Origin of the sequence: Streptomyces sp. NBC_00443 (assembly GCF_036014175.1) — a bacterium.
In the GTDB taxonomy this organism is placed as follows: Bacteria; Actinomycetota; Actinomycetes; order Streptomycetales; family Streptomycetaceae; genus Streptomyces.
In genome coordinates, this window is sequence record NZ_CP107917.1 from 6,256,443 (window position 1) to 6,280,722 (window position 24,280).

Sequence of the window (24,280 nt, forward strand, 5' to 3'; positions counted from 1 at the left end):
GACACGGCCTAGTCCGAGGCGTGCGGTGTCGAGCCGTACGCCGTCAGGAAGCGGTCCCGGAAGGCGCTCATCTTCCAGACCGGGGCGTCCTTCGCGGGCTCGATGCCGTCCGTCCAGTTCCAGTCGGCGATCCTGTCGAGGACCTTCGGGTCCTTGGCGACTATGGAGATCGGTACGTCACGGCTGGCGTGGTTGCCGCTGACCCGGGCCATGGGCTGGTGGTCGCCGAGGAAGACGAGGACGGTGTCGTCGGTGCCGTAGCGCTCCATCCACTGCGTGAGGCTGGTCAGCGAGTACTCGACGGACTTGCCGTACTCCTCACGGGACTTCGTGGTGTCGGTGAGGACGTCCCCCGCCTTCATCCCGGCCTTCTGGATCGGGTCGAAGACCGAGCCGTCGCCCAGGTCGTTCCAGTCGACCATCTTCGGCAGCGGAGCCCAGGGCTGGTGGCTGGACGTCAGGATGACGAAGGACATCAGCGGCTTGTCGCGCTTCTTGCCGTGGATCTGGCGCTGGAAGGCCTCCAGGGCGTACTGGTCGGGCATCGTCGACCAGCTGAACTTCGGGCCCTTGTAGCCCAGTTGCCAGGCGTTGTACATCCTGTCGAGGCCGTACCACTTCGACTCCGGCCAGCCCTTCTGCACGCCGGGCATCACCCCGACCGTGTCCCAGGCACCGGTCTTCTGGAACGCCTTGGTGAGCGTGAGATGGTCGCCGGCCGTGACGGTGCGGTAGCGCCGCTGGTTGTCGATCCACAGGCCCGCCATGGTCGTGGAGTGGCCGAGCCAGCTGCTGCCGCCGAAGGTCGCCGAGGTCAGCCAGCCGCTCTTCGCGTGGAAGCCCGCCTCGGTCAGGGCCTCGTTGCTCGCGTCCAGGGTTCTGCCGACGCCGGGGGCCATGATCGGGTCCTCGATGGCGCTGCGGCCGTAGCTCTCGACGAACGTGAAGACGACGTCCTTGCCGCGCAGGTCCGGCAGCAGTTGGTCGGGGGGAGTGTTGCCGAAGGTGTCCGCCTCGGCCTCCATGGCGAACTGGGCCTCGTCCTCGAGGGAGTCCACCGTCCGCTGTGCGTGGGTCCTGAAGGCGCCGGCCGCGTGGTCGGAGGCGATCGGCATGCCGAAGGCCTGGAGGTTGAGTGCGGTGCAGGTGATCCACACCGTGCCGGCTATGAGCGCGCCCTGGGTGGCCCTCGCCTTGTGCATCGTGAGGAGGGTGCTGAGGTGGATCGTCGCGGCTGCCATGAGGGCCATCAGCAGCAGGATCAGGATGACGCCACCGATGGCAGCGCCGGTGGCTACGGCTCCGCCCATCGTGTCGGCGACGTACGACTGGGCGTCGGGGAGGAGGTCCCAGTCGAGGGCGGCGTTGAAGCCGCGGCCGAGGTATTCGTTGAAGCCCATGTCGAGGAGGTTCAGCACGGTGAGCACGGCGAGGCCGATGCCGTAGAGCGTTGCCGCGGCTATGCGGGGGCGGCGGGGGAGGGCGAGCATCACGACTGCGCCGATGATCGCCTCCGCGGGGATGCGGGTGAATCTGTTCGGCTGCAGGGCGGGGAGGGTGTTGGGGAGGAGGAGGGCGCCGAGGATCAGGGCGGCGGCGAGGGTGGTGGCCGTCCAGTGGAGGGTGCGGCTGATTTTGAGGGTGCGGCCGATCTTGAGGGTGCGGCTGATCTTGAGGGTGCGGCTGATCTTGAGGGCGCGGGTGGTCGTGGGCTTCGCTTCGGGCTCGGCTTCGCCATCGCCCGTGTTGTTCCCACCCGCACCACCCGTGCTGCTTTCGTCGTCGGGTGCGGGTGGCCCCTGTGGGGGGTCCTCGCCGTCGGCGGCTGCTGGTTCGATGGCGGGAGATGCGTCCTCGTCGTCGGCTGCCGCGGGTTCGTCGTGGGGTGGTGCGTCCTCGGCGGAGGGGGCGGTGGGTTTCTGTGCCGAGTCCTCGCCCTCGGTGGGGGAGTCCCCGTCGGCTGCCGTTGCGGGGGGCTCGCTGGGGGTGGCCGACTCGTCGGGCAAGGCGTTCTTCTTGCCGGGTAGCTGACGTAGGCGCGTGAAGACAGGCACCCGAAGGTCCTTCCGTGCGAGGCCCCTGGTGGAGTGGTGCGGCGGGCCTCGCTGGGGAGGCTGGGGGCCCGCCGTCCTCCCGTACGGTCGGCCCCCGGCCGGTGTTCAGCTCCCGTGCCCCAGCGCTCGGCAAACGCTGGGCAAACGGCAGGCCAACAGGCCCGTGGCCGTCCGCCTACGCCCCGCCCACCGCCGTCAGCAGCGCCAGCGGGGCCGCCGCCGAGCGCGACTCGCGGACGCAGGCGTGCGGGTACGGCACGGGTTCCGCGTGGGTGTCGCGGCCGTAGCCCGCGAGGACCTCGGGGAGCCGGTGGCCGGTGGTCGTCGCCGCGTCGACCAGGGCATGGGCCACCGTGCGGGCCTCGTCGTGCAGGCCGTAGCGGGCCAGGCCCAGGGTGATCAGCGCGTTGTCGTGCGGCCAGACCGAGCCCCGGTGGTAGGAGAGGGGGTGGTAGGCAGGTTGGCCGGAGGCCAGGGTGCGCACTCCCCAGCCCGAGAAGAAGTCCGGCTCCAGAAGGCGCCGGCCCACCGCCTCGCCGTACTCCTTGTCCAGCAGGCCGGACCACAGGAGATGCCCCGCGTCCGACGCCAGCGCGTCGACCCGGCGGCCCCCGCCGTCCAGCGCCAGGGCGGGGAAGGAGTGCTCCGGCATCCAGAAGTCCCGCTGGAAACGGTCACGGAGGTCGCCCGCCGCCTGTTCCAGGAGGGCCGCGTAGGTCTCGTCCTGCCACGCCGTGCGGGCCAGCCACGCCGTGCGGCGCAGGGCGTCGTACGCGTAGCCCTGGGCGCCCGCCGCCATCACGGGGCCGCCGGGGCGGGTGCCGTCTGCCGAGCAGATGGCGCCGGGGGAGTCCTTCCAGTTCTGGTTGGCGAGACCGCCCTGGTCGGCGCGGTAGACCAGGTAGCCGCGGGAGGTCAGCCCGCCGTGGTCCAACATCCAGCCGATCGCCGCGCGGGCGTTGGGCTCCAGCCGGCGAGCCGTGGTCGTGTCACGCGTCTGTTCCACGTACGCGCCGAGCAGGATCAGGAACAGCGGGGTCGCGTCCACCGAGCCGTAGTAGCGGCCGTACGGCACCTGCCCGAAGTGCGCCAGCTCGCCGTGCCGTACCTCGTGCACGATCTTGCCTGGCTGGGCGACGGACTCGGGGGCCGTCTCCGTGGCCTGGGTCGCGGCCAGTGCGGGGAGGGTGGCGGCGGCGAGGCGGGGGCGGTAAGGGAGGGCGAAGAGCGAGGTGAGGAGGGCGTCGCGGCCGAGGAGGGTCAGGAACCAGGGGGCGCCGGCCGCGGGGACGCGCAGTTCCTCGCCGTCCGGGCCCGTCGCAGGGACCTGGAGCGCGGCCAGGTCGGCCAGCCCCCGGGCGCAGGCGGCGGCCAGCTCGGGCCAGCCGGTCGGGAAGGCCACGCCCTCCACGAACGCGCCCTCCTGGGAGAGGAGTTGGGAGGTCAGGGCCGCGGGGGAGCGGGGGACGCGCAGCGCCCGCTTGTCGCCGTGAGGGCGGGCCATCACCCGGAGGGTCAGTTCCGCCGTGCCGTGCGGGTCGAGATCGAGGGCCCAGACCAGGCGGCGGGCGCCGGTGCCGGTCTCCTCCACGCCGTCGGGGGCGGGGTCGGCGGTCACGGTCGTGATCGAACGCCATTCGCCTCGCTGGTAGGCGAACTCCACACCGTGGTCCAGGACCTGACGGGAGCGGGTGGCGCCGGTCTTGGCGTACGTGCGGTGGTCGGAGCGCAGCTCGAACTGGTCGGTGAAGTCGGCGTCCGCGGTGATCGCCAGGCGGATCGTCGTCGGCACCGGGCGGTTGCTCGTCACGCGCAGGGACTCGATGAATGAGCCGTCCCCGACGGCCTGTTCACGGAAGAGCGTGTAGGCCGCCGGCTCGTTGCGGCCGCCGCGCGGGACCAGGACACAGCGGGCCGTGTCCCCGTCGGCGACCGGGGTGAGCGCCTCGGGTACCGCGCCGTCCACGGTGAGCTGCCAGCGGCTCAGGTGCCGGGCGTCACGTACGAATAACCCTTCCGGGGAGCCGGCGGCCCGTACGCCGCTGATGTCCCCGCCGTCGCCCACGGCGGCGAACGTCCCCCGTACACGAGCAGATGATGGCGGTCCGTCATCCCCGGTCCCTTCCCTTTCCCTTGCGTTCCCTGACGGCGTTCGTGTCCCACGCGGGGTGGTCGTGCAGCAGGTCGAGCGTGAGCGCGGCGGTCCAGCCGAAGCCGGTGGCTCCGCAGGCGTCGCCGGTGTACGGGTTGACGTACTCGGCGAACCCGGAGGCGTCGGCGGTGTGCAGGATCGCCCTGCGCAGGGCGTCGGCCCGGCCGCGCTCACCGTGCAGCCGGAGCCCGCGCTCCAGCAGCCAGCTCGTGTTGAACCAGGCCGGGCCCCGCCAGTAGCGGTGCGGTTCGAAGGCCTCGCCCAGGAGGTCGTAGCTCGGCACGAGTCGGGTCGTGCCGCCGAGGCCGAAGTGCGATCCGCCCAGCGTCCGTACCAGGGCGGCGGTGATGTCGCGGGGGAGGGTGGGGAGGAGGAGGGGGACGAGGCCGGAGACGCTGCGCTCGGGGATCGGCTCCCCGGCCGCCGGCCCGTCGGCCCGCCCCTCGCCCGGTCCGTCGCTACGGCGCACGCCCGGTCCGTCGCTACGCCCCTCGCTCCGCACGTCCCGGCAGAAGAACATGCCCTCCGCCGGGTCCCACAGTCGCTCGACCAGCGCCGCCGTCAGCCGCTCGGCGCGCGCGTGCCGGGCCGTGCCCGTCGCCCCCAGCTCCCGGGCGATCTCGGCCAGCGCGTGCTCGGAGGCGATGAGCAGGGCGTTGAACGCCGGGTCCTCGACGGCGAAGCCGCCGGGGCCATCGGCGTACCCCCCGTCGCGGTAGTCCGTCGCCAGCCGCACATACCGTCCGTAGTCCAGATCCGTCGGCCGGTCCTCGGCCGCCCCGTGGTCGAGGTCGGCGCGGCGGAAGGAGCGGGCCGGGGCCGGGGTGACGCGGGAGAGCGGGGCGTCCCAGCAGGGGCTGTTGTCCATCCCCTGTTCCCAGGGGTGGACGACGGACGCGAGGCCGCCTGCGCCGAGGTCGCGCCGGTGCAGCAGATAGCGGTGCCAGGCGGCGAGGCGGGGATACATCCGGGTGAGGAAGCCGCGCGCCCGGGACAGTCCCGGGTCGGCGCGGTGCACCAGCCAGGCCGCCAGCGCGTGCACCGGTGGTTGCACGATGCCGGAGGTCTGTACGGTGCGCGGGGCGCCCGCAGCGCGCCCCGCGGTCGAGGAGCGCCAGAAGTCGGGGCTCGGGAAGTAGGCGTCGAGCGGCACGGAGGGGTTGAAGACGATGTGCGGGATCCGCCCGTCACCCCACTGGGCGTCGAGCAGCGTCTCCAGCTCCGTCTGCGCCCGCAGCGGCGACACGTGCCTCAGGCCGATCGCGATGAACGCCGAGTCCCAGGACCACTGGTGCGGATACAGACTGCGCGAGGGCACCGTCGAGGTGCCCGTCCAGTTGTCCTCCAGCACCCGGGCGGCTTTGACGTGCAGCGAGTCCGCCGCGGGGGGCGGATCGTATGCAATGTCATGCGCCGCGCGACGGGCTGTGAGCTGGGCAGTGCGATCCACTCGGGGCTCCCCGAAAGACGTCCGGCCGACCGGTTCGGTCATGGCTACCGTAGGGTTACGTCTATTTAACACGCAAAACCCAATATGTAATGCAGAGTTGAGAAGCACAAGGGGGTGTGCATGGGCGCACGAGGTCAGGCGAGTGCCGGGGAACTGCTCGAACTGGTGCGGAGCGGGCGAGCCGTCACGCGCGGAGCGCTCCAGCAGGCCACCGGTCTCTCCCGGGCCACCGTCGGCCAGCGCCTCGACCGCCTCTTCCGCGCCGGCTGGCTGCGCGAGGGCGCCGGCGGTCCCGTGGGCTCCCCGCTGGGCGGCCGTCCCTCCATCACCCTGGAGTTCGACGACGCCCACGCCGTGGTCCTGGCCGCCGACCTGGAGACCCGGCACGCGCGTGCCGCCGTGCTCTCCCTGACCGGCGAGATCCTCGCCGAGCACACCGGCACGCTGGTCATCGAGGACGGGCCGGACGTGGTGCTGGGCGAGCTCGGGCGATGGTTCGCCGAGCTGCTGGAGAAGGCCGGGCGCCGGGCCGGCGAGGTGGGCGGCATCGGGCTCGCGGTGCCGGGGCCGGTGGACAGCGGGACCGGCCGGGTCGTCCAGCCGCCGATCATGCCGGGCTGGGACGGCTACGACATAACGGGACGCCTGGCCAGGGCCTTCACCGAGGCCACCGGCGCCGCGCCGGTCCCGGTGCTGGTCGACAACGACGCCAACCTCATGGCGTACGGCGAGCAGCGCACGGCTTTCCCCGGCTGCTCGGCGTTCGTCCTGGTCAAGGTCTCGACCGGCATCGGCGCCGGGGTCGTGGTCGACGGCTCGATCTACCGGGGCATCGACGGGGGTGCCGGCGACATCGGCCACATCCGGGTGCCGGCGGGCGCGGATGCGCTGTGCCGGTGCGGTTCGTACGGCTGTCTCGCGGCCGTCGCCAGCGGTGGCGCCGTGGCCCGGCGGCTGGCCGAGGCGGGGGTGCCCGCGGCGTCCGGCTCGGATGTGCGGGATGTGCTGGCGTCCGGGCATCCGGGGGCGGCCGCGCTGGCACGGGAGGCCGGGCGGCAGGTCGGGGACGTACTGGCGACGGTCGTGACGCTGCTCAACCCCGGGGTGCTGATGATCGCCGGGGATCTGGCCGGGACGCCCTTCCTCACCGGTGTACGCGAGTTGCTCTACCAGCGGGCGCTGCCGCGCTCCACCGCTCATCTGAACGTCGTGACCTCAGGGCTGGGGGACCGGGCCGGGCTCGTGGGTGCCGGGGCGCTGGTCGTGGAGCATCTGTACGCGCCCTCGCGGGTGGAGGAACGGCTGCTCGCACTGGGGGTGTGACGTCCGTGTTTCCGTCTCGGGGGCACGTCCGCATGGTGAAATCTCGTCGGCTGTGGCAGCGTGATTCTCGCCACCCTTGATAAGGGTTGCGCTCAGATGAGCGGATCTTGAGCGGCTGCACTTCTCCAAGGGGTGGCACTCGGTGCCACCTCTTGATCGTTCATCGATCGAAATCAAACGTGCGGGATGGATGCTCATCTGAGCGATATACCGCACCCGTGAACCCTCTTGCGTTCAAGAAGTGAAAACATCTGCCCGTCATGGCTTGCCAAGCTTTGACTTTCGATCCACTGGCGGACGGGTGGTTACAGGCGCATGACGCGTGAGTAGACGTACCCAGGCGCCTTCGATCTGGGTATGTTCCTCGCCGTCAGGGCAGCCACCGCGTCCTCGAGGGAGTCGGACCGTGTCGGAAAACAAAGAACCCCACGTAGCGAAGTTCGTTTACGACTTCACCGAGGGAAACAAGGACCTCAAGGACCTCCTGGGTGGCAAGGGCGCGAACCTCGCCGAGATGACCAACCTGGGGCTCCCCGTTCCCCCCGGCTTCACGATCACGACGGAAGCCTGCAAGGTCTACCTCGTCAGTGGCGAGGAGCCCGCGGCACTGCGTGACGAGGTGAGTGCGCACCTCGACGCCCTCGAGTCCCGCATGGGCAAGAAGCTCGGCCAGGCCGACAACCCGCTGCTCGTCTCGGTCCGTTCCGGCGCCAAGTTCTCCATGCCCGGAATGATGGACACGGTCCTCAACATCGGACTCTCCGACAAGTCCGTGAAGGGCCTCGCCGAGCAGGCGGGCGACGAGCGGTTCGCCTGGGACTCCTACCGGCGCCTCATCCAGATGTTCGGCAAGACGGTCCTCGGTGTCGACGGCGAGCTCTTCGAGGAGGCCCTCGACAGGGCCAAGGAGGCCAAGAAGGTCACGGTCGACACCGACCTGGAGGCCGCCGACCTCAAGAAGCTGGTCACCGCCTTCAAGAAGATCGTGAAGAAGGAGGCCGGCCGGGACTTCCCGCAGGAGCCGCGCGAGCAGATGGACCTCGCCATCCACGCGGTCTTCGACTCCTGGAACACCGACCGCGCCAAGCTCTACCGCCGCCAGGAGCGCATCCCGCACGACCTCGGTACGGCCGTCAACGTCTGCTCGATGGTCTTCGGCAACCTCGGCCCGGACTCCGGCACGGGCGTCGCCTTCACCCGCGACCCCGCCTCCGGCCACCAGGGCGTCTACGGCGACTACCTGCAGAACGCCCAGGGCGAGGACGTGGTCGCGGGCATCCGCAACACCGTCCCGCTCGCGGAGCTGGAGTCGATCGACAAGAAGTCGTACGACCAGCTGATGCAGATCATGGAGACGCTGGAGAACCACTACAAGGACCTCTGCGACATCGAGTTCACCATCGAGCGCGGTCAGCTGTGGATGCTCCAGACCCGCGTCGGCAAGCGCACGGCGGGCGCCGCCTTCCGTATCGCGACCCAGCTCGTGGACCAGGGCCTCATCGACGAGGCGGAGGCGCTCCAGCGCGTCAACGGCGCCCAGCTCGCGCAGCTGATGTTCCCCAAGTTCGACGACGACGCCAAGGTCGAGCAGGTCGGCCGGGGCATCGCGGCGTCGCCGGGTGCGGCGGTCGGCAAGGCCGTCTTCGACTCGTACACCGCGGTGAAGTGGTCGCGTTCGGGCGAGAAGGTCATCCTGGTCCGCCGGGAGACCAACCCCGACGACCTGGACGGCATGATCGCGGCGGAGGGCATCCTCACCTCCCGCGGAGGCAAGACGTCCCACGCGGCCGTCGTCGCGCGCGGCATGGGCAAGACCTGTGTCTGCGGTGCCGAGGAGCTGGAGGTCGACACCAAGCGCCGCCGGATGACGGTCCCGGGCGGACACGTCGTCGAGGAGGGCGACGTCATCTCCATCGACGGCTCCAGCGGCAAGGTCTACCTGGGCGAGGTCCCGGTGGTCCCGTCCCCGGTCGTGGAGTACTTCGAGGGCCGGATGCACGCGGGCGCGCAGGACGCCGACGAGCTGGTGGAGGCGGTCCACCGCATCATGGCCTTCGCGGACCGCAAGCGCCGGCTGCGGGTGCGCGCCAACGCGGACAACGCCGAGGACGCGCTGCGCGCCCGTCGCTTCGGCGCCCAGGGCATCGGCCTGTGCCGTACCGAGCACATGTTCCTCGGCGAGCGCCGCGAGATGGTCGAGAAGCTGATCCTCGCCGACACCGAGGAGGTGCGCGAGGCCGCCCTCTCGGAACTGCTGCCCCTCCAGAAGAAGGACTTCGTCGAGCTGTTCTCGGCGATGGACGGTCTGCCGGTGACGGTCCGTCTCCTCGACCCGCCGCTGCACGAGTTCCTCCCCGACATCACGGAACTCTCGGTCCGCGTGGCCCTGGCGGAGTCCCGTCAGGAGCCCCACGAGAACGAGCTCCGCCTGCTCCAGGCCGTGCACCGCCTGCACGAGCAGAACCCGATGCTGGGCCTGCGCGGCGTACGCTTGGGCCTGGTCATCCCCGGCCTGTTCACGATGCAGGTCCGCGCGATCGCGGAAGCGGCCGCCGAGCGCAAGAACGCCAAGGGCGACCCGCGCGCCGAGATCATGATCCCGCTCGTCGGCACCGTCCAGGAGCTGGAGATCGTCCGCGAGGAGGCCGACCAGGTCATCGCGGAGGTCGAGGCGGCGACGGGCACGAAGCTGAAGCTCTCGATCGGCACGATGATCGAGCTCCCGCGCGCTGCCCTCACGGCCGGTCAGATCGCCGAGGCCGCGGAGTTCTTCTCCTTCGGCACGAACGACCTCACCCAGACGGTGTGGGGCTTCAGCCGGGACGACGTGGAGGCCTCGTTCTTCACGGCCTACCTGGAGAAGGGCATCTTCGGCGTCTCCCCGTTCGAGACCATCGACAAGGACGGCGTGGGTTCCCTGGTCACGGCCGCAGCCAAGGCGGGCCGTGAGACCCGCCCCGACCTCAAGCTCGGCGTCTGCGGCGAGCACGGCGGCGACCCGGAGTCGGTCCACTTCTTCCACGAGGTCGGCCTCGACTACGTCTCCTGCTCCCCGTTCCGCATTCCGGTCGCCCGCCTCGAGGCCGGCCGCGCGGCCTCCCAGTCGGTGGGCAGCGACCACCGCTAGGCCGTACGGCCACTGAACTCCGGAGTCGTCGCCTGTCCCCGACCCTCAAGACCGATGGGCGACGACTCCGGTGCACCAAGGAGGGCGGCACCCTGTGCGGGGTGCCGCCCTTTTCTGTGTTGCCTGTGGAGGCTGTCTGGCTACGTTGCTCACCAGGGGAAGCGATCCACCGTCGGGCGCGTCCACGCGCTACGAGAAGACCGCGACCGTCTACCTGGCCGGACTCAATATCGCTGGGATCTTCCTCGGCTGTGTGATGTCAGCCGACGCGGATCGGTACACGCATGTCAGACGCTGCCGGCAGCATCACCGCCATAGACGCCATCTGCACCACTCCGCCGCGGCCGGTCGACGTGACCGCGCTCTTCCTTCGACTGACCCCGCCGGCGCGTACGGCGACCCGGCTGCACCCGCGCCCCGGGTCCCCGACCGTGCAGGACAGCTCTGTCGGCGGCCCGCTGCTCCGGCCCGCCGACGAGCCGTGGGCGTACTGCGACGAGCCGCACGACAGGCGCGTGGCGCCAGTGGTCCACTCACCGGACGACGTCCGGCTCGGCCGCCGCGTCCGCGTCGCATCGGCCGAGCGGCTGTACCTCGACTCCGAGGCACCCGAGTGGACCCCCGAGGAACTGGAGACCTCGGAGCGCGTCGTTCACGGTCCCTCAGCTGTCGCAGCCCACCCCGTCGTTGTCCCGGTCCAGGTGCGAGGCGTAACCGGGTTCGCCTCGGTGGACGGGGGCCGCGCCGGCCGCGCGGGCCTCCGAGCAGTTGGCGTAGTAGACGTCGCTGCCGGACGAGTCGCTGTCGCCGTCACCGTCGGAGACGGAGCCGCTGTCCGCCGCGGGCGTCGCCGTGACCGTGGTGGTGGCCTTGACCGTCTTGGTGGCGGTCACCGTCGGCGCCGGTTCGGGTTCCTCGGCTGCCGCCGTCGTGGTCGCTGTGACAGTGACCGTGGGCTGGGCTGAGGCTGCGGTCGGCTTCGCCTCGGTGGTCTTCGAGTCCTCGCCCGACGCGCCCGCGCCGATGCCGAGGAAGAAGGCCAGCCCGAGAGCGGGAAGTACGTAGCGCTTGCGGGCCCATCCAGGGGCCGGGCGGAAGGGCGGCTGCGGTGGCTGCGGTATGGGTGCCGAAGTGTACGGACTGGTCATGTCATCCCCCCACTGGTGTGGCCTGACGTGAGGGGATGACCGTAGTGCCGAGCGACCAGTTGTGGAGGAGGTGTGGCTATTTCGTGACCGTTACACGCGGAACGGCCCCTTCACCTCATACGTGATACCGCCCGACGAACTCCCGCTCGTGCCCCGCTGACTGGAGAAGTACAGGCGGGTGCCGTCGGGGGAGAAGGCCGGACCCGTGATCTCCGAGCCCGACTGGCCGTCGATGCGCAGGAAGGGGGCGATGACGTCGGCCGGGGTGATGACGCAGATCTCCATGTTGCCGCCGTCCTCGGCGACGAAGAGGTCGCCGGAGGAGGAGCCGGTGATGTTGTCGACGCCGGTGAGGGGGGCCGTGCCGGAGGTGACGAGGGAGTCGTCGTAGGCCAGCTCGTAGGTGTTCGACGTGAGGTTGAGCTGCCAGACCCGGTTGTCGCCCTTCGTCGTGAACCACACCGTGTCGTCGGCGTAGTGGCAGCCCTCGCCGCCGTTGAAGGACTTGGAACCCGAGACCTGGGAGCGGGTGGCCGTCGGGGAGCCGTCCGGGTCGGGGATGTTGGCCCAGGTGAAGGAGCCCGATGTGGCGCTGCCCGCGACCATCACCTGGAGGGTGCCGGAGGACAGGTCGCCCCACGTCGTCGGGACGAAGCGGTAGAAGCGGCCGTTCGTCTCGTCCTCGGTCAGGTAGATCACCTTGCGCACCGGGTCAGCGGCCGCCGCCTCGTGCTTGAAGCGGCCCATCGCGGCACGCCGGTTCGCCGCCTGTGCGCCCCACGGGTCCGTCTCGTAGACGTAGCCGAGGGACACCTCCTCGCAGGACAGCCAGGTGTTCCACGGGGTCTTGCCGCCCGCGCAGTTCTGGCGGGTGGAGGAAAGGATGCGGTACGCGGCCGTGATCGCACCCGCCGACGAGAACTTCACCGCGCTCGCGCCGCCGGAGGGGTTGATCTCGGAGTTGGAGACATAGATCCAGCCCGACCCGTCCGCGTAACAGGCGCCGCCGTCGGGGGCGTTGTGCCAGGTGTACGACGTACCGGAGACGGTCTGCCCGGAGCGGGCGATGACGCGACTGGTGAAGCCGCTGGGGAGTCTGATGCCGTTCGCGTCGGGGGAGCCCAGCGCCCCGTAGGGGCCGGTGCCGGGCTGGGCCGGGGCCGCGTACGCGGCGCCACGCCACAGGGTTCCGCCGAACACGGCGGCAGAGCCGCCGAGGACGGCCGCACGCAGGAGGCTACGACGTTCCACTCTCACTCCAAGAGGTGCCGTACCGCCCCGCCGCCGGTCGACGACGGGGTCGTGCCAGGGGAGCGGCATGGAACCTAAGGGAGCATGGTGGACGGACCGTGGCCAAATGGTGGCCGCCGGACGGCGTACCTGGGAGCCGTCCATGGGCGAGCAGGTCATGCGCGCAGCGCCGGCACTCCCCGCCTCCGCTGTCCGGGCCGCTCGACACCCGGGCCGGGTGTCTCGCGCGGCGGTTCCGCCGACGGCAGCCGGACCACCGCGTCCAGACCGCCCGCGGCCGAGGCGTGCAGGCTCGCCTCACCGCCGCTCGCGTGCGCGAGCCGATGGACCAGCGAAAGGCCCAGCCCCGTACCGCCCTTGGGGGCGCCCGGCGCGCGCCAGAAGCGGTCGAAGGCGCGGGCGCGCTGCTCCGGGGTCATGCCGGGCCCCTCGTCGGTGATGTGCAGGTCGAGCCAGGCGGGGCGGGCGTCGCGCAGGGCGCGGCGGACCGGCACATGGAGCCGTAGCTCGATGGCGACGGTGCTGTCGGGCGGGGAGGCGCGCAGGGCGTTGGAGAGCAGGTTGTCCACGATCTGCTCGACCCCACCCGGCACCGCGAGAACCGGCCCCACACTGCCCGCGAACAGGACGAGGGAGACCCGCTGCTGCTCGAACAGCGGCAGCCAGGTGCGGTGCCGTTCCGCGCAGACCGCGCCCACGTCGACCGGGGCGGGCGTCGCGGAGTCCTCCTCCAGGCGGGCCATCGCCAGCAGCCCCTCGACCATCCGCGCGAGCCGGTCCGTCTCGGTCACGGCGGCGGTGAGGCTGCCGATGCCGCGGTCCGAGACGTTCGGTTCCAGGTTCTCCAGCCGCAGCCGCAACGCCGCGAGCGGAGTCTTCAGCTGGTGCGACGCCTCGCCCGCGAACGCCCGCTGGGCGGCGAGGAGATGAGCGAGCCGGGCCGCCGTACGGTTGAAGGCGGCGGCCAGCCGGCGGACCTCGGGCGGACCCTTCGTCATCGTCACCGGACGGGCCCGCCCGCCCTCCGCCAACTCATGGGTGGCGCGCTCCAGTTCACGGATGGGACGTCCTGCCCAGCAGGCGATGGCGAACCCGACCACCGCGACCGCGGTGAGGACCCCGAGCCCGCCGAGGGCCAGCAACAGCCAGACATGATGGACGCGTTCGTGCACCGTCCGCGTCGGCAGCGTCAGCCACACGGCACCCTGCAGCCGCTCATCGCGCACGACCGGCCCGGCGACCGACAGGTACTCGACGCCGCCGATGGTCGACGTACGGACGTCCACGGTGGACGTGCCGCGCAGGGCGGCCGCGATACCGGGGCGGGAGGCGAGGTTGGACGACATCACCGCCGCCCGCGGATGCGAGGTGGCGAGCAGGGCGCCCGAGGCGTCCACGATCACCACCTGCCCGCCGATGCGCTCGGCACAGCGCACCACCCGGCGCGGCAGATCCCGCTCGGCACGGCCCGCGCTGAGGGACAGCGAGGCGTACGCGGACACCGACTCCGCCTCGTCCTTCGCCGCGCTCACCACCCGCTCCCGCTCGCTGCGCGAGTAGACGAAGCCCAGCGGGATCTCCAGGCAGACCAGGACGAGCGCGGCGAGACTGAGGTAGCTGAGCAGCAGCCGGCGGGTCATGGCGAGGACACCCGCGGCCCGCCCGGCTCGGTCTGCACCGCCAGCCGGAAGCCGACCCCGCGCAGGGTCTGGATCCACGCCGGGTGACCCAACTTCTTCCGCAGTGCCGCGACATGGACGTCCAGCGTCTTGGTCGGACCCTCGTAGTGCGGGTCCCACACCCGGTCCAGGATCTGCTGTCGTGAGTAGACCGCGCCGGGATCCTCGGTCAGCAGCGCCAGCAGCTCGAACTCCTTCGGGGTGAGGGTGACGGGGACCTCGCCGACCCAGACCTGACGGGTGCGGCGGTCGACGACGAGCGGGCCGGGGGCGTACGGGGGTGAGGGGGCGCGTTCGTCGTACGACGGGCCCGGCGCGGTCTCGCGCGACAGGGGTGCGGGTGGCGGGGTGGTGATCGCCGGCGCGGCCGCCGCTTCCGCGCGCAGCCGCTCCACCAGCGCTTCGGTACGGCCACGCTCGACCGGTGCCGCCACGGCCACCGGCGCCGTCATGCCCACCGGCTCCGCCACCGTGGTGCGCTCGGCCGGCTCCGTGCGCTGGGTCCGCCGGGTCACCGCCCGCACCCGCGCCACCAGCTCCCGCACGCTGAACGGCTTCGCCAGATAGTCGTCCGCCCCCAGCTCCAGCCCGAGGACCCGGTCGGCCTCCTCACCCCGCGCACTCAGGATGATGACCGGCACGTCCGAGATCTTCCGGATGCCCCGGCAGACGTCGATGCCGTCCATGTCCGGCAACCCGAGGTCGAGCAGGACGACATCGCCGTACGGCCTTCTCAGTCCCTCGGCACCGGTGGTCACGTGATCCACCGTCAGGCCGAAGTGGCCGAGGCCCTCGGTGAGCGGTTCGGCGATCGTCTCGTCGTCCTCGATGAGCAGCACTCGTATGCCCATGCGTCCTGTCTCTCGGTGAATTTGCATTCTCTGCCCTGACGTCGACACGCTACAAGAGACAAGCGCTTGCGGGGAGTTGCGACAAAGAATGTCCAATTACTGGACGCGCTCTGGCCTTTACTTAACCTTCCTCTGGTGCGGGCTCCTCTACGGTGCTGTGAACTGGCCGAACTCCCCACCGAGGAGACATCGTTGAAGGCGCTGCTGGACCGTGCCCGCTCGTTCAAGCGACGGGTCGATTTCGAGAACCGTGAATACCGGAAACTGGCCGAGGGGCAATATCCCGAGGCACTCTTCATTGCCTGCTCGGACTCACGGGTCATACCGGCCCTGATTACCGGAGCACGGCCCGGAGAGATATTCGAGCTGCGAAACGCGGGCAATATCGTGCCGCCGTACGGCAGCCCTGGTGCCTCCGGCGAGGCGGCCACCATCGAGTACGCACTGGAGGTGCTCGGGGTTCAGGACATCGTCGTGTGCGGTCACTCACACTGCGGCGCGATGGGCGCGTTGAAGTCCGGCGACGACCTGACCGCGCTGCCGGGCGTGGACGCCTGGCTGCAGCTGGCCCGCCCCGAACTGGCGCCGGTCCTCGACGCCGCCTCGGACGACCCGTCGCTGCCGGACGTGGCTCAGGGCAATGTCGTCAACCAGCTTGCCGTACTGCGGACTTACCCGGTGGTGCGGCAGCGGCTGGACGGGGGGCGGCTGCGGCTGCACGGCTGGTACTACGAGGTCGACACCGGGCGGCTGCACGAGCTGGAGGACGACGGCCGGTTCCGGGTGCATGCCGGATGAGCGGGGCGCATGCGCGCGGGCGTACGCGCACGAAGGTGGGCATGCCGCGGATCGGGGGCGCCGCGAAGCCGCCGACGGGCAACGGGGCGACCGGGGGTGGCGTCAAGCCGTCGGGCAACGAGGGCCACGGGGGCAACGGGGCCGCCCGGGCCGCCGGGGGTGCGAAGCTCGACCTCGCCAACGAGATCACCGCCTCCCTCGTCGTCTTCCTCGTCGCCCTCCCTCTCTGCATCGGCGTCGCCGTCGCCTCCGGCGTCCCCGCCGAACTCGGGATCATCTCCGGGGTGATCGGCGGCCTGGTCGTCGGCGCGGTGCGGGGCAGCACGCTCCAGGTCAGCGGGCCGGCCGCCGGGCTCGCCGCGCTGGTCGCGGAGACGGTGCTGGAGCTCGGCGTGGCGATGCTCGGCGTGATCGTCCTGTTCTCGGGCATCCTGCAGATCGTCCTCGGCGTCGTACGCCTGGGCCGGATGTTCCAGGCGATCTCCCTCGCGGTGGTCCAGGGCATGCTGGCCGGCATCGGACTGCCGCTGATGTTCAGCCAGGCCTACCCGATGGCCGACGCCAAGGCCCCCGGCACGCCGATCGAGAACATGGCGGGCATCCCGGGCCTGTTCGCGGACATCCTCACCAGCCCCCAGGCGATGATCGCCACGCTGCTCGGCGTCGCCACGATCGTGCTGAGCTTCCTGTGGAAGAAGGTGCCGGGCCCGGCGAAGAAGGTCCCGGCCGCGCTCGTGGCGGTCGGCATCGGCATCGCGGTCGCCGCGCTGCCCGGCGTGGACGTGAAGACGCTCCAGGTCGGCAATCTGGTGGCGTCGGTGCAGGTGCCGGGAGCCGAGCAGTTCGCGGGCCTCGCGGAGCCCGCGGTCATCACGGCCATCCTCACCTTCACGGTCATCGCCTCGGCGGAGAGCCTGTTCACCGCGGCCGCCGTGGACCGTATGCACAGCGGCCCGCGCACCCGCTACAACACCGAACTCATCGCCCAGGGCGCAGGCAACACCGTCGCGGGCATCCTCGGCGCCCTCCCGATCACCGCAGTCGTCGCCCGCAGCTCGGCGAACGTCCAGGCCGGCGCCAAGACCCGCATCTCCCGCACCCTGCACGGTCTGTGGCTGCTGGCGTTCGCGCTGCTGCTGCCGCAGGTCCTGGCCCTGATCCCGATCTCGGTGCTGGCGGGCGTCCTCGTGCACAGCGGCTGGAAGCTGTTCGCGCCGGACGAGTTCCCGAAGATGTGGCGGCAGGACCGGGGGGAGTTCGTGGTGATGACGACCACGACGCTGGTCATCGTGGCGACCGCGCTGCTGGAGGGCGTCCTGATCGGCCTCGCCGCCGGGATCGTACTGGCCGCCCTGCGCATGTCCCGGACGGTGATCCGGCAACACGTCGAGGACGACACCGCGAAGGTCGTCATGGCCGGCAACGCCACCTTCCTACGGCTGCCGCAGGTCATCGAGGCACTGGAGAACGCGGCGGCTTCGGGCAAGCCGCGCATCCGCCTGGACCTGACCGGCGTGACCCATCTGGACCACGCCTGCCGCAGCCAGGTGGAGGAGTTCACGGCGCAGCAGCGGGGACTGGGGATGCGGGTGGAGCTGCTGATGCCGGGACCGGCGAGGACAGAGACACCCGTCGTCGCGACACCGGCTCCCACACCGCCTGCATCGTCGGCCCCCGGCCCGGACGCCGAGTGGTTCTACCTGGACACCCGGCCGCCGTCCGACGGCCACGCAGACCATGCGGAGAGCTACTTTCCGGTCACGTCACGTTAGCATCACGGGTCCTTCATATCTCCTCCGCAACTGCGGCCCCTGGCTACGTTCGTCACCTCACGCACGACCAGGGAAGGACCCTCCCGTGAACCTGCTCCGCAAGCCCGGCGCCATCGTCGTCGCCGCGCTGGCGCTGGCCGCACTGCCGGCCACCGCCGCTGCCCATGACGGTGACCACCCGTTCAAGAACTGCACCGAGGCCTACGCCAACGGGCACTCCGACATCCCGAAGGGCGACGAGCACTACGGCTCCCACCTCGACCGGGACGGCGACGGCCTCGGCTGCGACAACCCGCCCGCCGGCTTCGTCCCGGCCGACGACAAGCCCGGCGAGGCGGGGGCGGAATCGGAAGCGGAGAACGGCACCGACCTCGCCGCGACCGGCGGCGACGACAGCACCCCGTACCTGGCGGCGGGCGGTGCGGCCGCTCTGCTCGCCGGCGGTGGGGTGCTGGTGGCGGTGCGCAGGCTGCGCCGGACGGACGCCCGCTCGTAGGCTGGGACGAAGTCGTCCACATCCGGAAGGAGCTCCTCATGCCCGGCTGGAACGCACAGCACATCCCCGACCAGAGCGGACGCGTCGCCGTCGTCACCGGTGCCAACAGCGGGCTCGGGTACGTCACGGCGCGGGAGCTGACCCGCAAGGGTGCCCGGGTGGTGCTCGCGTGCCGGAGCGAGGTGCGGGGGGCGGCTGCCGAGGCGCGGATGGTCTCCGAAGTGCCGGACGCGCAGGTCGAGTTGAGGCGGCTGGACCTCGGGGACCTCGGCTCCGTGCGGGAGTTCGCCGCGTCCCTGCCCTACGACCGTCTCGACCTGCTCGTGAACAACGCCGGTGTGATGGCGTTGCCGTACGGCACCACGGCGGACGGCTTCGAGACGCAGTTCGGGGTCAACCACCTGGGGCACTTCGCGCTCACCGGGCTGTTGCTGCCCGCGCTGCTGGGTGTGCCCGGCGCGCGGGTGGTGACCGTCTCCAGTCCGCTGCACGCGATGTCCAACATCGACATCGACGACCTCAACAGCGAGCGCCGGTACCGGCGTTGGATCGCCTACGGCCGGTCCAAGACCGCCAACCTGCTGTTCACGCACGAGCTGGCCCGCAGGCTGGAGGGGCAGGGGGCGGGGGTGGTGGTGGCCGCCGCTCATCCCGGGTACGCGGACACCAATCTGCAGACCGCGGGGCCGCGGATGGCGGGGAGCCGGGCGAGCGAGTGGTTCGCGCGCCTCGGCAACCGCGTCTTCGCCCAGTCCGCCGAGGCCGGCGCCCTGCCCACTCTGTACGCCGCGACCGCCCCTGACGTCCGCCCCGACTCCTTCACCGGCCCCTCCATCGCCGGCTGGCGCGGCTCACCCGTCCCGTCCCGGCGTGCGCCCTGGACCCGCAACGACCGGGCGGGCGAGCTGCTCTGGGAGGCTTCGGAGCGGCTGACCGGGGTGGTGTACGACGACCTGAAGGTGTGAGCACGAGGCCCCCTTCACGAGGGCACCCCACGAGCCCCGCTACCCGGCAGCCCGCACCTCGTACGCGGTCACCCGCACCCCCTCGTCGTCCAGGCACTCACCGGTCTCCAGGTCGAAGCGCTGCTTCAGCAGGGGAGAGGCGACGAACGGCCGGCCCTGGTGGGTGCCGGTCAGGCCCCGGGAGAGGACCGCGGCGCCGCCGAACGGGTCACGGTTGTCGATGGCGTACAGCCGGCCGGCGCGGTCGCGGAACAGGGCCACCTGGCCGCCGTCCGGCAGCAGGGCCGCCACGCCGCGGCCGGGGAGCAGGTGGATGAGGTCGCAGACCGTCAACCAATCCGTTCCCAGGCGTACTTGGACCTTCAGGTCGGTCGTCTCGGGTGCCAGGGTCATCGCTGGGCGCTTCCTTCCAGGGGGCGGTGGCCGATGGTCAGCAGCGGCAGGTCGGGCTTGATCTGGTCGCGCTCGGGGACGAAGCCGACGACCGGGTCGGGGGTGTCGGGGGCGTTCACGAAGGACACGAACCGGGCCAGCTTTTCGGGGTCGTTGATGGTCTCCGACCACTCGTCGCGGTAGTTGGCGACATGGGCCGCCATCAGGGACTCCAGCTCCTCGCAGATGCCGAGGGAGTCCTCGACGACCACGTCACGCACATGGTCCAGGCCGCCGGGGATCCGCTCCAGCCACACGCTCGTGCGCTCCAGGCGGTCCGCCGTGCGGATGTAGAACATCAGGAACCGGTCGATCAGGCGGATCAGCTCGGCGTCCGACAGGTCCTGGGCCAGCAGGTCGGCGTGGCGCGGGGTCGCGCCGCCGTTGCCGCCGACGTAGAGGTTCCAGCCGTTGGCGGTGGCGATCACGCCGAAGTCCTTCGACTGGGCCTCCGCGCACTCCCGCTGGCAGCCCGACACCGCCGACTTCAGCTTGTGCGGCGAGCGCAGGCCCCGGTAGCGCAGCTCCAGGTCGATCGCCATGCGGACGGAGTCCTGGACGCCGTAGCGGCACCAGGTCTGCCCGACGCACGACTTCACCGTGCGCAGCGACTTGCCGTAGGCGTGACCGGACTCGAAGCCCGCGTCCACCAACCTGGCCCAGATGAGGGGGAGTTGCTCGACCCTCGCGCCGAACATGTCGATGCGCTGACCGCCGGTGATCTTCGTGTAGAGACCGAAGTCGCGGGCGATCTCGCCGATCACGATCAGCCCCTCCGGGGTGATCTCACCACCGGCGATACGCGGTACGACCGAGTACGAACCGTTCTTCTGGATGTTGGCGAGGAAGTGGTCGTTGCTGTCCTGCAGCGCCGCCTGCTCGCCGTCCAGGACATAGCCGCTCGCGCCGATCGTGGGTGCCAGCGACGCGATGACCGACCCCACCGCCGGCTTGCAGATCTCGCAGCCGTCGCCGCCCCGGGCGCCGTCACGGCCGTAGCGGTCCAGCAGGTCCTGGTAGGTGTTGATACGCAGGGCGAGGACGATCTCGTACAGCTCCTCGCGGGTCTGCGAGAAGCAGCCGCACAGGCCCTTGTCGACCTCGACGCCGGACGCCTCCAGCTCCGCGGTGACCAGCTGGCCGAGGACCTTGACGCAACTGCCGCAGGTCGTACCGGCCTTGGTGCACTTCTTCACCTCGGGCACGGTGGTGCACTGGTGGTCGGTGACCGCCTCGCGGATGGCGCCCTTGCGGACGTTGTTGCAGGAGCAGATGATCGCGTCGTCCGGCAGCGCGGACGGGCCGAGCTGGGCGGGGGCCCCGGCACTGGCCGGCAGCACCAGGGACTCGGGCGAGACCGGCGGCACCGAGCCGGTGAACGCCTTCAGCGTGCCGTACGCGTCCGCGTCACCGACAAGGATGCCGCCCAGCAGCGTGCCGTCGCGGCCGATGACCAGCTTCTTGTACAGACCGGCGCGGGAGTCGGAGTACACGACGTCCAGGCAGTCGTCAGTGGTGCCGTGCGCGTCACCGAAGGAGGCGACATCCACGCCGAGCAGCTTCAGCTTTGTCGACAAGTCGGCGCCGACGAACGCGGCTTCGTCGGACGCGATCGTCGCCGCCGCCGTCTCCGCCTGCTCGTAACCGGGGGCCACCAGGCCGTACACCCGGCCGTCCGACGCCAGCGCGCACTCGCCGATCGCGAACACGTGCGGGTCGGCGACCGTACGGCACTGTTCGTCGATCGTGATGCCGCCGCGCTCGCCGACGGTGAGGCCGCAGTCGCGGGCCAGCTGGTCGCGGGGGCGGACACCGGCGCTGAACACCACCATGTCGGTGGCGAGTTCGGAGCCGTCGGACAGCTTCATGCCGGTGACGGCGCCGTCCGAGCCGACCACGATCTCCTGCGTGCCGACGCCGGTGTGGACGGTCAGGCCCATGTTCTCGATGGTGCGCAGCAGCGCCGCGCCGCCGCCGTCGTCGACCTGCACCGGCATCAGCCGCGGCGCGAACTCCACGATGTGCGCCTCGACACCGAGTCCCTTGAGCGCACCCGCGGCCTCCAGACCCAGCAGACCGCCGCCGACCACGGCACCGCTCGTGGCCTTCGTCTTCGCGTACTCCTCGATCGCGAGCAGGTCCTCGATCGTGCGGTAGACGAAGCAGCCGGCGGCGTCCTTGTTCGGGACCGGGGGCACGAACGGGTACGAGCCGGTGGCGAGGACGAGGGCGTCGTACCCGAACATCTGGCCGGACTCGGCAGTGACCTGCCGGGCCTCGCGGTCGACGGAGACCGCCGGGTCACCGACGTACAGCTCGATGCCGTGGTCCTTGATGAACTCCATGTCGGTCATGGAGAGGTCCTCAGGCGTCTTGCCGGAGAAGTAGGAAGTGAGCGCCACGCGGTCGTACGCCGGACGCGGCTCCTCGCACAGCACGACCACGCGGTGTGTGGCGGTCAGGCCGCGCTCGGCGAGCGCCTCCAGGAAGCGCTGGCCGACCATGCCGTGGCCGACGAGCACGATCGTGGGGGTGGCCTCCGTGGCCTCCGGGGTGGCGGTCATCAGGAGCCTCCATCGTTGGTGAGCAGGTGGAGCAGCGGGGCGTCGTCGGGGAGCGGCTCTGCTCCCTCCCAGGCGCGGGCGAGCGCGCCGACGGTGCCGAGTTCGCCGACGAGGACCCCGCCGACCAGGCGGTCGTCGCGGACGACGACCTTTCGGTAGGTGCCGCGGGTGGCGTCGGTCAGCTGGACGACGTCGTCGCCGGGCCGGGCCTCCGTCTCGCCGAACGCGGCGAGGTCGAAGAAGCCCTCACCGGCAAGCGTCAGCCGGGTCAGCGCCCGGGTGCCGGTGTAACGGGCGGTGCCGTGCCCCGCCAGCAACTCGGCCAGGACGTCGGCCTGTTCGAGCGCGGGTGCGGCCAGCCCGTACACGGTGCCGTCGTGCTGCGCGCAGTCGCCGACGGCCCGGATGTGCGGGTCGGACGTACGGAGCTCGTCGTCGACGACGATCCCCTTGCGGACGTCCAGTCCCGCGAGCTGCGCGAGCCCCGCGCGCGGGTGCACCCCGCAGGCCAGGACCACGAGGTCGGCGTCGAGGGCGTATCCGTCGGCCATCTCCACCGAGCGGACCGCACCGCCGACGCAGCGCACGTCACGCACGCGCAGGTGTGTGTGCACCTCCACGCCGAGGTCGACGAGATGGCGCCGGACCAGCTTCGAGGCGGCCGGGTCGAGCTGCCGCTCCATCAGCCGCTCGGACTGCTGGGCGAGCACGACCTGCGCGCCGCGCAGCGCCAGGGCACGAGCGGCGGAGACCCCGAGGAGCCCGCCGCCGATCACGACCGCCCGGACACCGGGACGTACAGCCTTGGACAGGCCCAGGCAGTCGTCCATGGTCCGGAACGCGTGCACACCCTCGGGCAGCACGTGGTCCGGCGTGAACAGACCGCGCAGGGGCGGCAGCACCGGGTTCGAACCAGTGGCCAGAACCAGCGTGTCGTATGCGATCTCCGACCCGTCCGCGAGGTGTACGGCTCGCACCTCGCGGTCGATGCCGGTGACCCGGCCGCGCGTGAGCTCCGCCGGCGCCGGGAGAGCGATCACGTCGGGGCTGTACCGTCCGGCCAGCACCTCGGCGAGCAGCACCCGGTTGTACGGGCGGTGCTCCTCGTCGCCGACGAGCGTCACGGGCGTGCCCAGCTCGCCGAGCCGCCGGGCGAGTCGTACGCCCGCGAGGCCGGCGCCGATCACCACCACACGCGTATTCGAGGTCATGGCGTCGAGCGTGCGGTGCGGGTGTTTCCCGACCGCATCACGACTGTTTCCCACGAGGAACGCTGCCCTCAGCGGGGGCGCGGAGGCGGTGTGAGGGTTCGGAGGTCGCGAAGAGGGCGGGCTGTGAGGTCGGCCCGGTGCGGTCCGGTGCCGTTGCCCGAACCTCAGAAGCTCCTCATGTACATGGACGGCACACGCATCGTCTGCCTAGGGTCGCGATCATGCCCGACATATCGCTGACCATGGTCGTCGTCCTGTGCCTCGCGGCCCTCGCGGCCGGCTGGATCGACGCCGTGGTCGGCGGCGGGGGCCTCCTGCTGCTCCCGGCGCTGCTGCTCGGCCTCCCGGCGAGCACCCCGGCCGCGTACGCGCTCGGCACCAACAAGGCGGTCGCGATCGTCGGCACCTCGGGCGCCGCCGTGACCTACGCCCGCAAGGCACCCGTGGACGTACGGCTCGCGGTACGGATCGGTCTCGCGGCGCTCGCGGGCTCCTCCGGCGGCGCCTTCTTCGCGGCCGGCATGAGCACCGAGGTGCTGAAGCCCGTGATCATGGTGGTGCTGCTCGCCGTGGCCGCCTTCGTGATCCTGCGCCCGGCGTTCGGCACGGCACCGGCGACGGGCCCGGCCTCCCGCCGCCGGACCCTCGCCGCGATCGGCCTTGCCGGCCTGGGCATCGGCTTCTACGACGGACTGGTCGGCCCCGGCACCGGTACGTTCCTGGTCCTCTCCCTCACCGCCATGCTCCACCTCGACCTGGTCACCGCCTCCGCCACCGCGAAGATCGTCAACTGCTGCACCAACGCCGGTGCGCTCGCCACCTTCGCCTGGCAGGGCGCGGTCCTGTGGCAGCTGGCCGCGGTGATGGCCGTGTTCAACCTGGCGGGCGGCACGCTGGGAGCCCGTACGGCACTGAAGAAGGGCAGCGGATTCGTGCGGGTGGTGCTGCTGACGGTGGTGTTCGCGCTGGTGACGAAGCTGGCGTATGAGCAGTGGTTGGCGTGAGCC

At 71.2% G+C, this 24,280-nt stretch carries 16 protein-coding genes and 1 pseudogene; 7 read left to right on the plus strand and 10 right to left on the minus strand.

Annotated features, from left to right (window positions below; all coding sequences use genetic code 11):
* Nucleotides 1-8: 8 nt before the first annotated feature.
* The 3 genes and pseudogenes from OHO27_RS28335 to OHO27_RS28345 form a co-directional block, all read right to left on the minus strand.
* Nucleotides 9-2,054 (minus strand): sulfatase-like hydrolase/transferase, encoded by a 2,046-nt coding sequence (locus OHO27_RS28335; RefSeq protein WP_328427782.1) that lies wholly within the window; start codon nt 2,052-2,054, stop codon nt 9-11.
* Nucleotides 2,055-2,229: 175 nt separating this feature from the next.
* Nucleotides 2,230-4,166, minus strand: a pseudogene (locus tag OHO27_RS28340) (amylo-alpha-1,6-glucosidase).
* Nucleotides 4,163-5,656: an MGH1-like glycoside hydrolase domain-containing protein gene (locus OHO27_RS28345; RefSeq protein WP_328427783.1), complete on the minus strand. Its 1,494-nt coding sequence runs from the start codon at nt 5,654-5,656 to the stop codon at nt 4,163-4,165. Before OHO27_RS28345 ends, OHO27_RS28340 begins: the two are co-directional and overlap by 4 nt.
* A gap of 120 nt (nt 5,657-5,776) precedes the next feature.
* Here OHO27_RS28345 and OHO27_RS28350 point away from each other — a divergent pair, with 120 nt between their 5' ends.
* Complete coding sequence (locus tag OHO27_RS28350) at nt 5,777-6,979, plus strand: ROK family transcriptional regulator (protein ID WP_328427784.1); 1,203 nt, start codon at nt 5,777-5,779, stop codon at nt 6,977-6,979.
* A 406-nt stretch (nt 6,980-7,385) separates the two neighbouring features.
* Nucleotides 7,386-10,106 (plus strand): pyruvate, phosphate dikinase, encoded by a 2,721-nt coding sequence (ppdK, locus tag OHO27_RS28355; RefSeq protein ID WP_328427785.1) that lies wholly within the window; start codon nt 7,386-7,388, stop codon nt 10,104-10,106.
* A gap of 662 nt (nt 10,107-10,768) precedes the next feature.
* Here ppdK and OHO27_RS28365 read toward each other — a convergent pair.
* The 4 genes from OHO27_RS28365 to OHO27_RS28380 all read right to left on the minus strand — a co-directional run bounded on the left by OHO27_RS28365 (nt 10,769) and on the right by OHO27_RS28380 (nt 15,035).
* A complete protein-coding gene (locus OHO27_RS28365; RefSeq protein ID WP_328427786.1) occupies nt 10,769-11,254 on the minus strand; it encodes an excalibur calcium-binding domain-containing protein in 486 nt (161 codons plus the stop codon).
* Nucleotides 11,255-11,344: 90 nt separating this feature from the next.
* Nucleotides 11,345-12,505, minus strand: a complete 1,161-nt coding sequence (locus OHO27_RS28370) for an alkaline phosphatase PhoX (protein ID WP_328427787.1) — start codon at nt 12,503-12,505, stop codon at nt 11,345-11,347.
* Nucleotides 12,506-12,660: 155 nt separating this feature from the next.
* Entirely contained in the window at nt 12,661-14,145 is a 1,485-nt protein-coding gene (locus OHO27_RS28375) for a sensor histidine kinase (protein ID WP_328427788.1), read from the minus strand.
* Nucleotides 14,142-15,035 carry a response regulator transcription factor gene (locus OHO27_RS28380; RefSeq protein ID WP_328427789.1) on the minus strand — a complete coding sequence of 298 codons (894 nt, stop codon included), beginning with the start codon at nt 15,033-15,035 and terminating at the stop codon, nt 14,142-14,144. The genes OHO27_RS28375 and OHO27_RS28380 overlap by 4 nt, the downstream gene beginning before the upstream one ends.
* A 192-nt stretch (nt 15,036-15,227) precedes the next feature.
* Between OHO27_RS28380 and OHO27_RS28385 the strand changes: the two genes are divergently transcribed.
* From OHO27_RS28385 to OHO27_RS28400, 4 genes are all read left to right on the plus strand, one after another.
* Nucleotides 15,228-15,833: a carbonic anhydrase gene (locus OHO27_RS28385; RefSeq protein WP_328430585.1), complete on the plus strand. Its 606-nt coding sequence runs from the start codon at nt 15,228-15,230 to the stop codon at nt 15,831-15,833.
* Between the two features lie 41 nt (nt 15,834-15,874).
* A complete protein-coding gene (locus OHO27_RS28390) occupies nt 15,875-17,605 on the plus strand; it encodes a SulP family inorganic anion transporter (protein ID WP_328427790.1) in 1,731 nt (576 codons plus the stop codon).
* An 85-nt stretch (nt 17,606-17,690) separates the two neighbouring features.
* Nucleotides 17,691-18,101, plus strand: coding sequence for an excalibur calcium-binding domain-containing protein (locus tag OHO27_RS28395; RefSeq protein ID WP_328427791.1), 411 nt, complete (start codon nt 17,691-17,693; stop codon nt 18,099-18,101).
* A 38-nt stretch (nt 18,102-18,139) separates the two neighbouring features.
* Nucleotides 18,140-19,066 (plus strand): oxidoreductase, encoded by a 927-nt coding sequence (locus tag OHO27_RS28400; RefSeq protein WP_328427792.1) that lies wholly within the window; start codon nt 18,140-18,142, stop codon nt 19,064-19,066.
* 39 nt (nt 19,067-19,105) lie between these two features.
* On the opposite strand, the gene nirD is transcribed toward OHO27_RS28400, so the two are convergent.
* From nirD to OHO27_RS28415, 3 genes are read right to left on the minus strand one after another with little or no spacing between them, the layout of a single operon-like run.
* Complete coding sequence (gene nirD / locus OHO27_RS28405) at nt 19,106-19,459, minus strand: nitrite reductase small subunit NirD (protein ID WP_328427793.1); 354 nt, start codon at nt 19,457-19,459, stop codon at nt 19,106-19,108.
* Nucleotides 19,456-22,062 carry a nitrite reductase large subunit NirB gene (nirB, locus tag OHO27_RS28410; protein ID WP_328427794.1) on the minus strand — a complete coding sequence of 869 codons (2,607 nt, stop codon included), beginning with the start codon at nt 22,060-22,062 and terminating at the stop codon, nt 19,456-19,458. The genes nirD and nirB overlap by 4 nt, the downstream gene beginning before the upstream one ends.
* Nucleotides 22,062-23,273, minus strand: a complete 1,212-nt coding sequence (locus OHO27_RS28415; protein ID WP_328427795.1) for an NAD(P)/FAD-dependent oxidoreductase — start codon at nt 23,271-23,273, stop codon at nt 22,062-22,064. Before OHO27_RS28415 ends, nirB begins: the two co-directional genes overlap by 1 nt.
* Nucleotides 23,274-23,494: 221 nt before the next feature.
* Here OHO27_RS28415 and OHO27_RS28420 point away from each other — a divergent pair, with 221 nt between their 5' ends.
* A complete protein-coding gene (locus OHO27_RS28420) occupies nt 23,495-24,277 on the plus strand; it encodes a sulfite exporter TauE/SafE family protein (protein ID WP_328427796.1) in 783 nt (260 codons plus the stop codon).
* Nucleotides 24,278-24,280: the final 3 nt, after the last annotated feature.

Excerpts from the sequence above, each read along its gene's own strand:
- OHO27_RS28420 (WP_328427796.1), top strand. The coding sequence starts at position 23,495 with ATGCCCGACATATCGCTGACCATGGTCGTCGTCCTGTGCCTCGCGGCC.
- OHO27_RS28350 (WP_328427784.1), top strand. The coding sequence starts at position 5,777 with ATGGGCGCACGAGGTCAGGCGAGTGCCGGGGAACTGCTCGAACTGGTG.
- nirB (WP_328427794.1), bottom strand. The coding sequence starts at position 22,062 with ATGACCGCCACCCCGGAGGCCACGGAGGCCACCCCCACGATCGTGCTC.
- nirD (WP_328427793.1), bottom strand. The coding sequence starts at position 19,459 with ATGACCCTGGCACCCGAGACGACCGACCTGAAGGTCCAAGTACGCCTG.
- OHO27_RS28415 (WP_328427795.1), bottom strand. The coding sequence starts at position 23,273 with ATGACCTCGAATACGCGTGTGGTGGTGATCGGCGCCGGCCTCGCGGGC.
- OHO27_RS28365 (WP_328427786.1), bottom strand. The coding sequence starts at position 11,254 with ATGACCAGTCCGTACACTTCGGCACCCATACCGCAGCCACCGCAGCCG.
- OHO27_RS28380 (WP_328427789.1), bottom strand. The coding sequence starts at position 15,035 with ATGGGCATACGAGTGCTGCTCATCGAGGACGACGAGACGATCGCCGAA.
- OHO27_RS28390 (WP_328427790.1), top strand. The coding sequence starts at position 15,875 with ATGCCGCGGATCGGGGGCGCCGCGAAGCCGCCGACGGGCAACGGGGCG.
- OHO27_RS28375 (WP_328427788.1), bottom strand. The coding sequence starts at position 14,145 with ATGACCCGCCGGCTGCTGCTCAGCTACCTCAGTCTCGCCGCGCTCGTC.
- OHO27_RS28400 (WP_328427792.1), top strand. The coding sequence starts at position 18,140 with ATGCCCGGCTGGAACGCACAGCACATCCCCGACCAGAGCGGACGCGTC.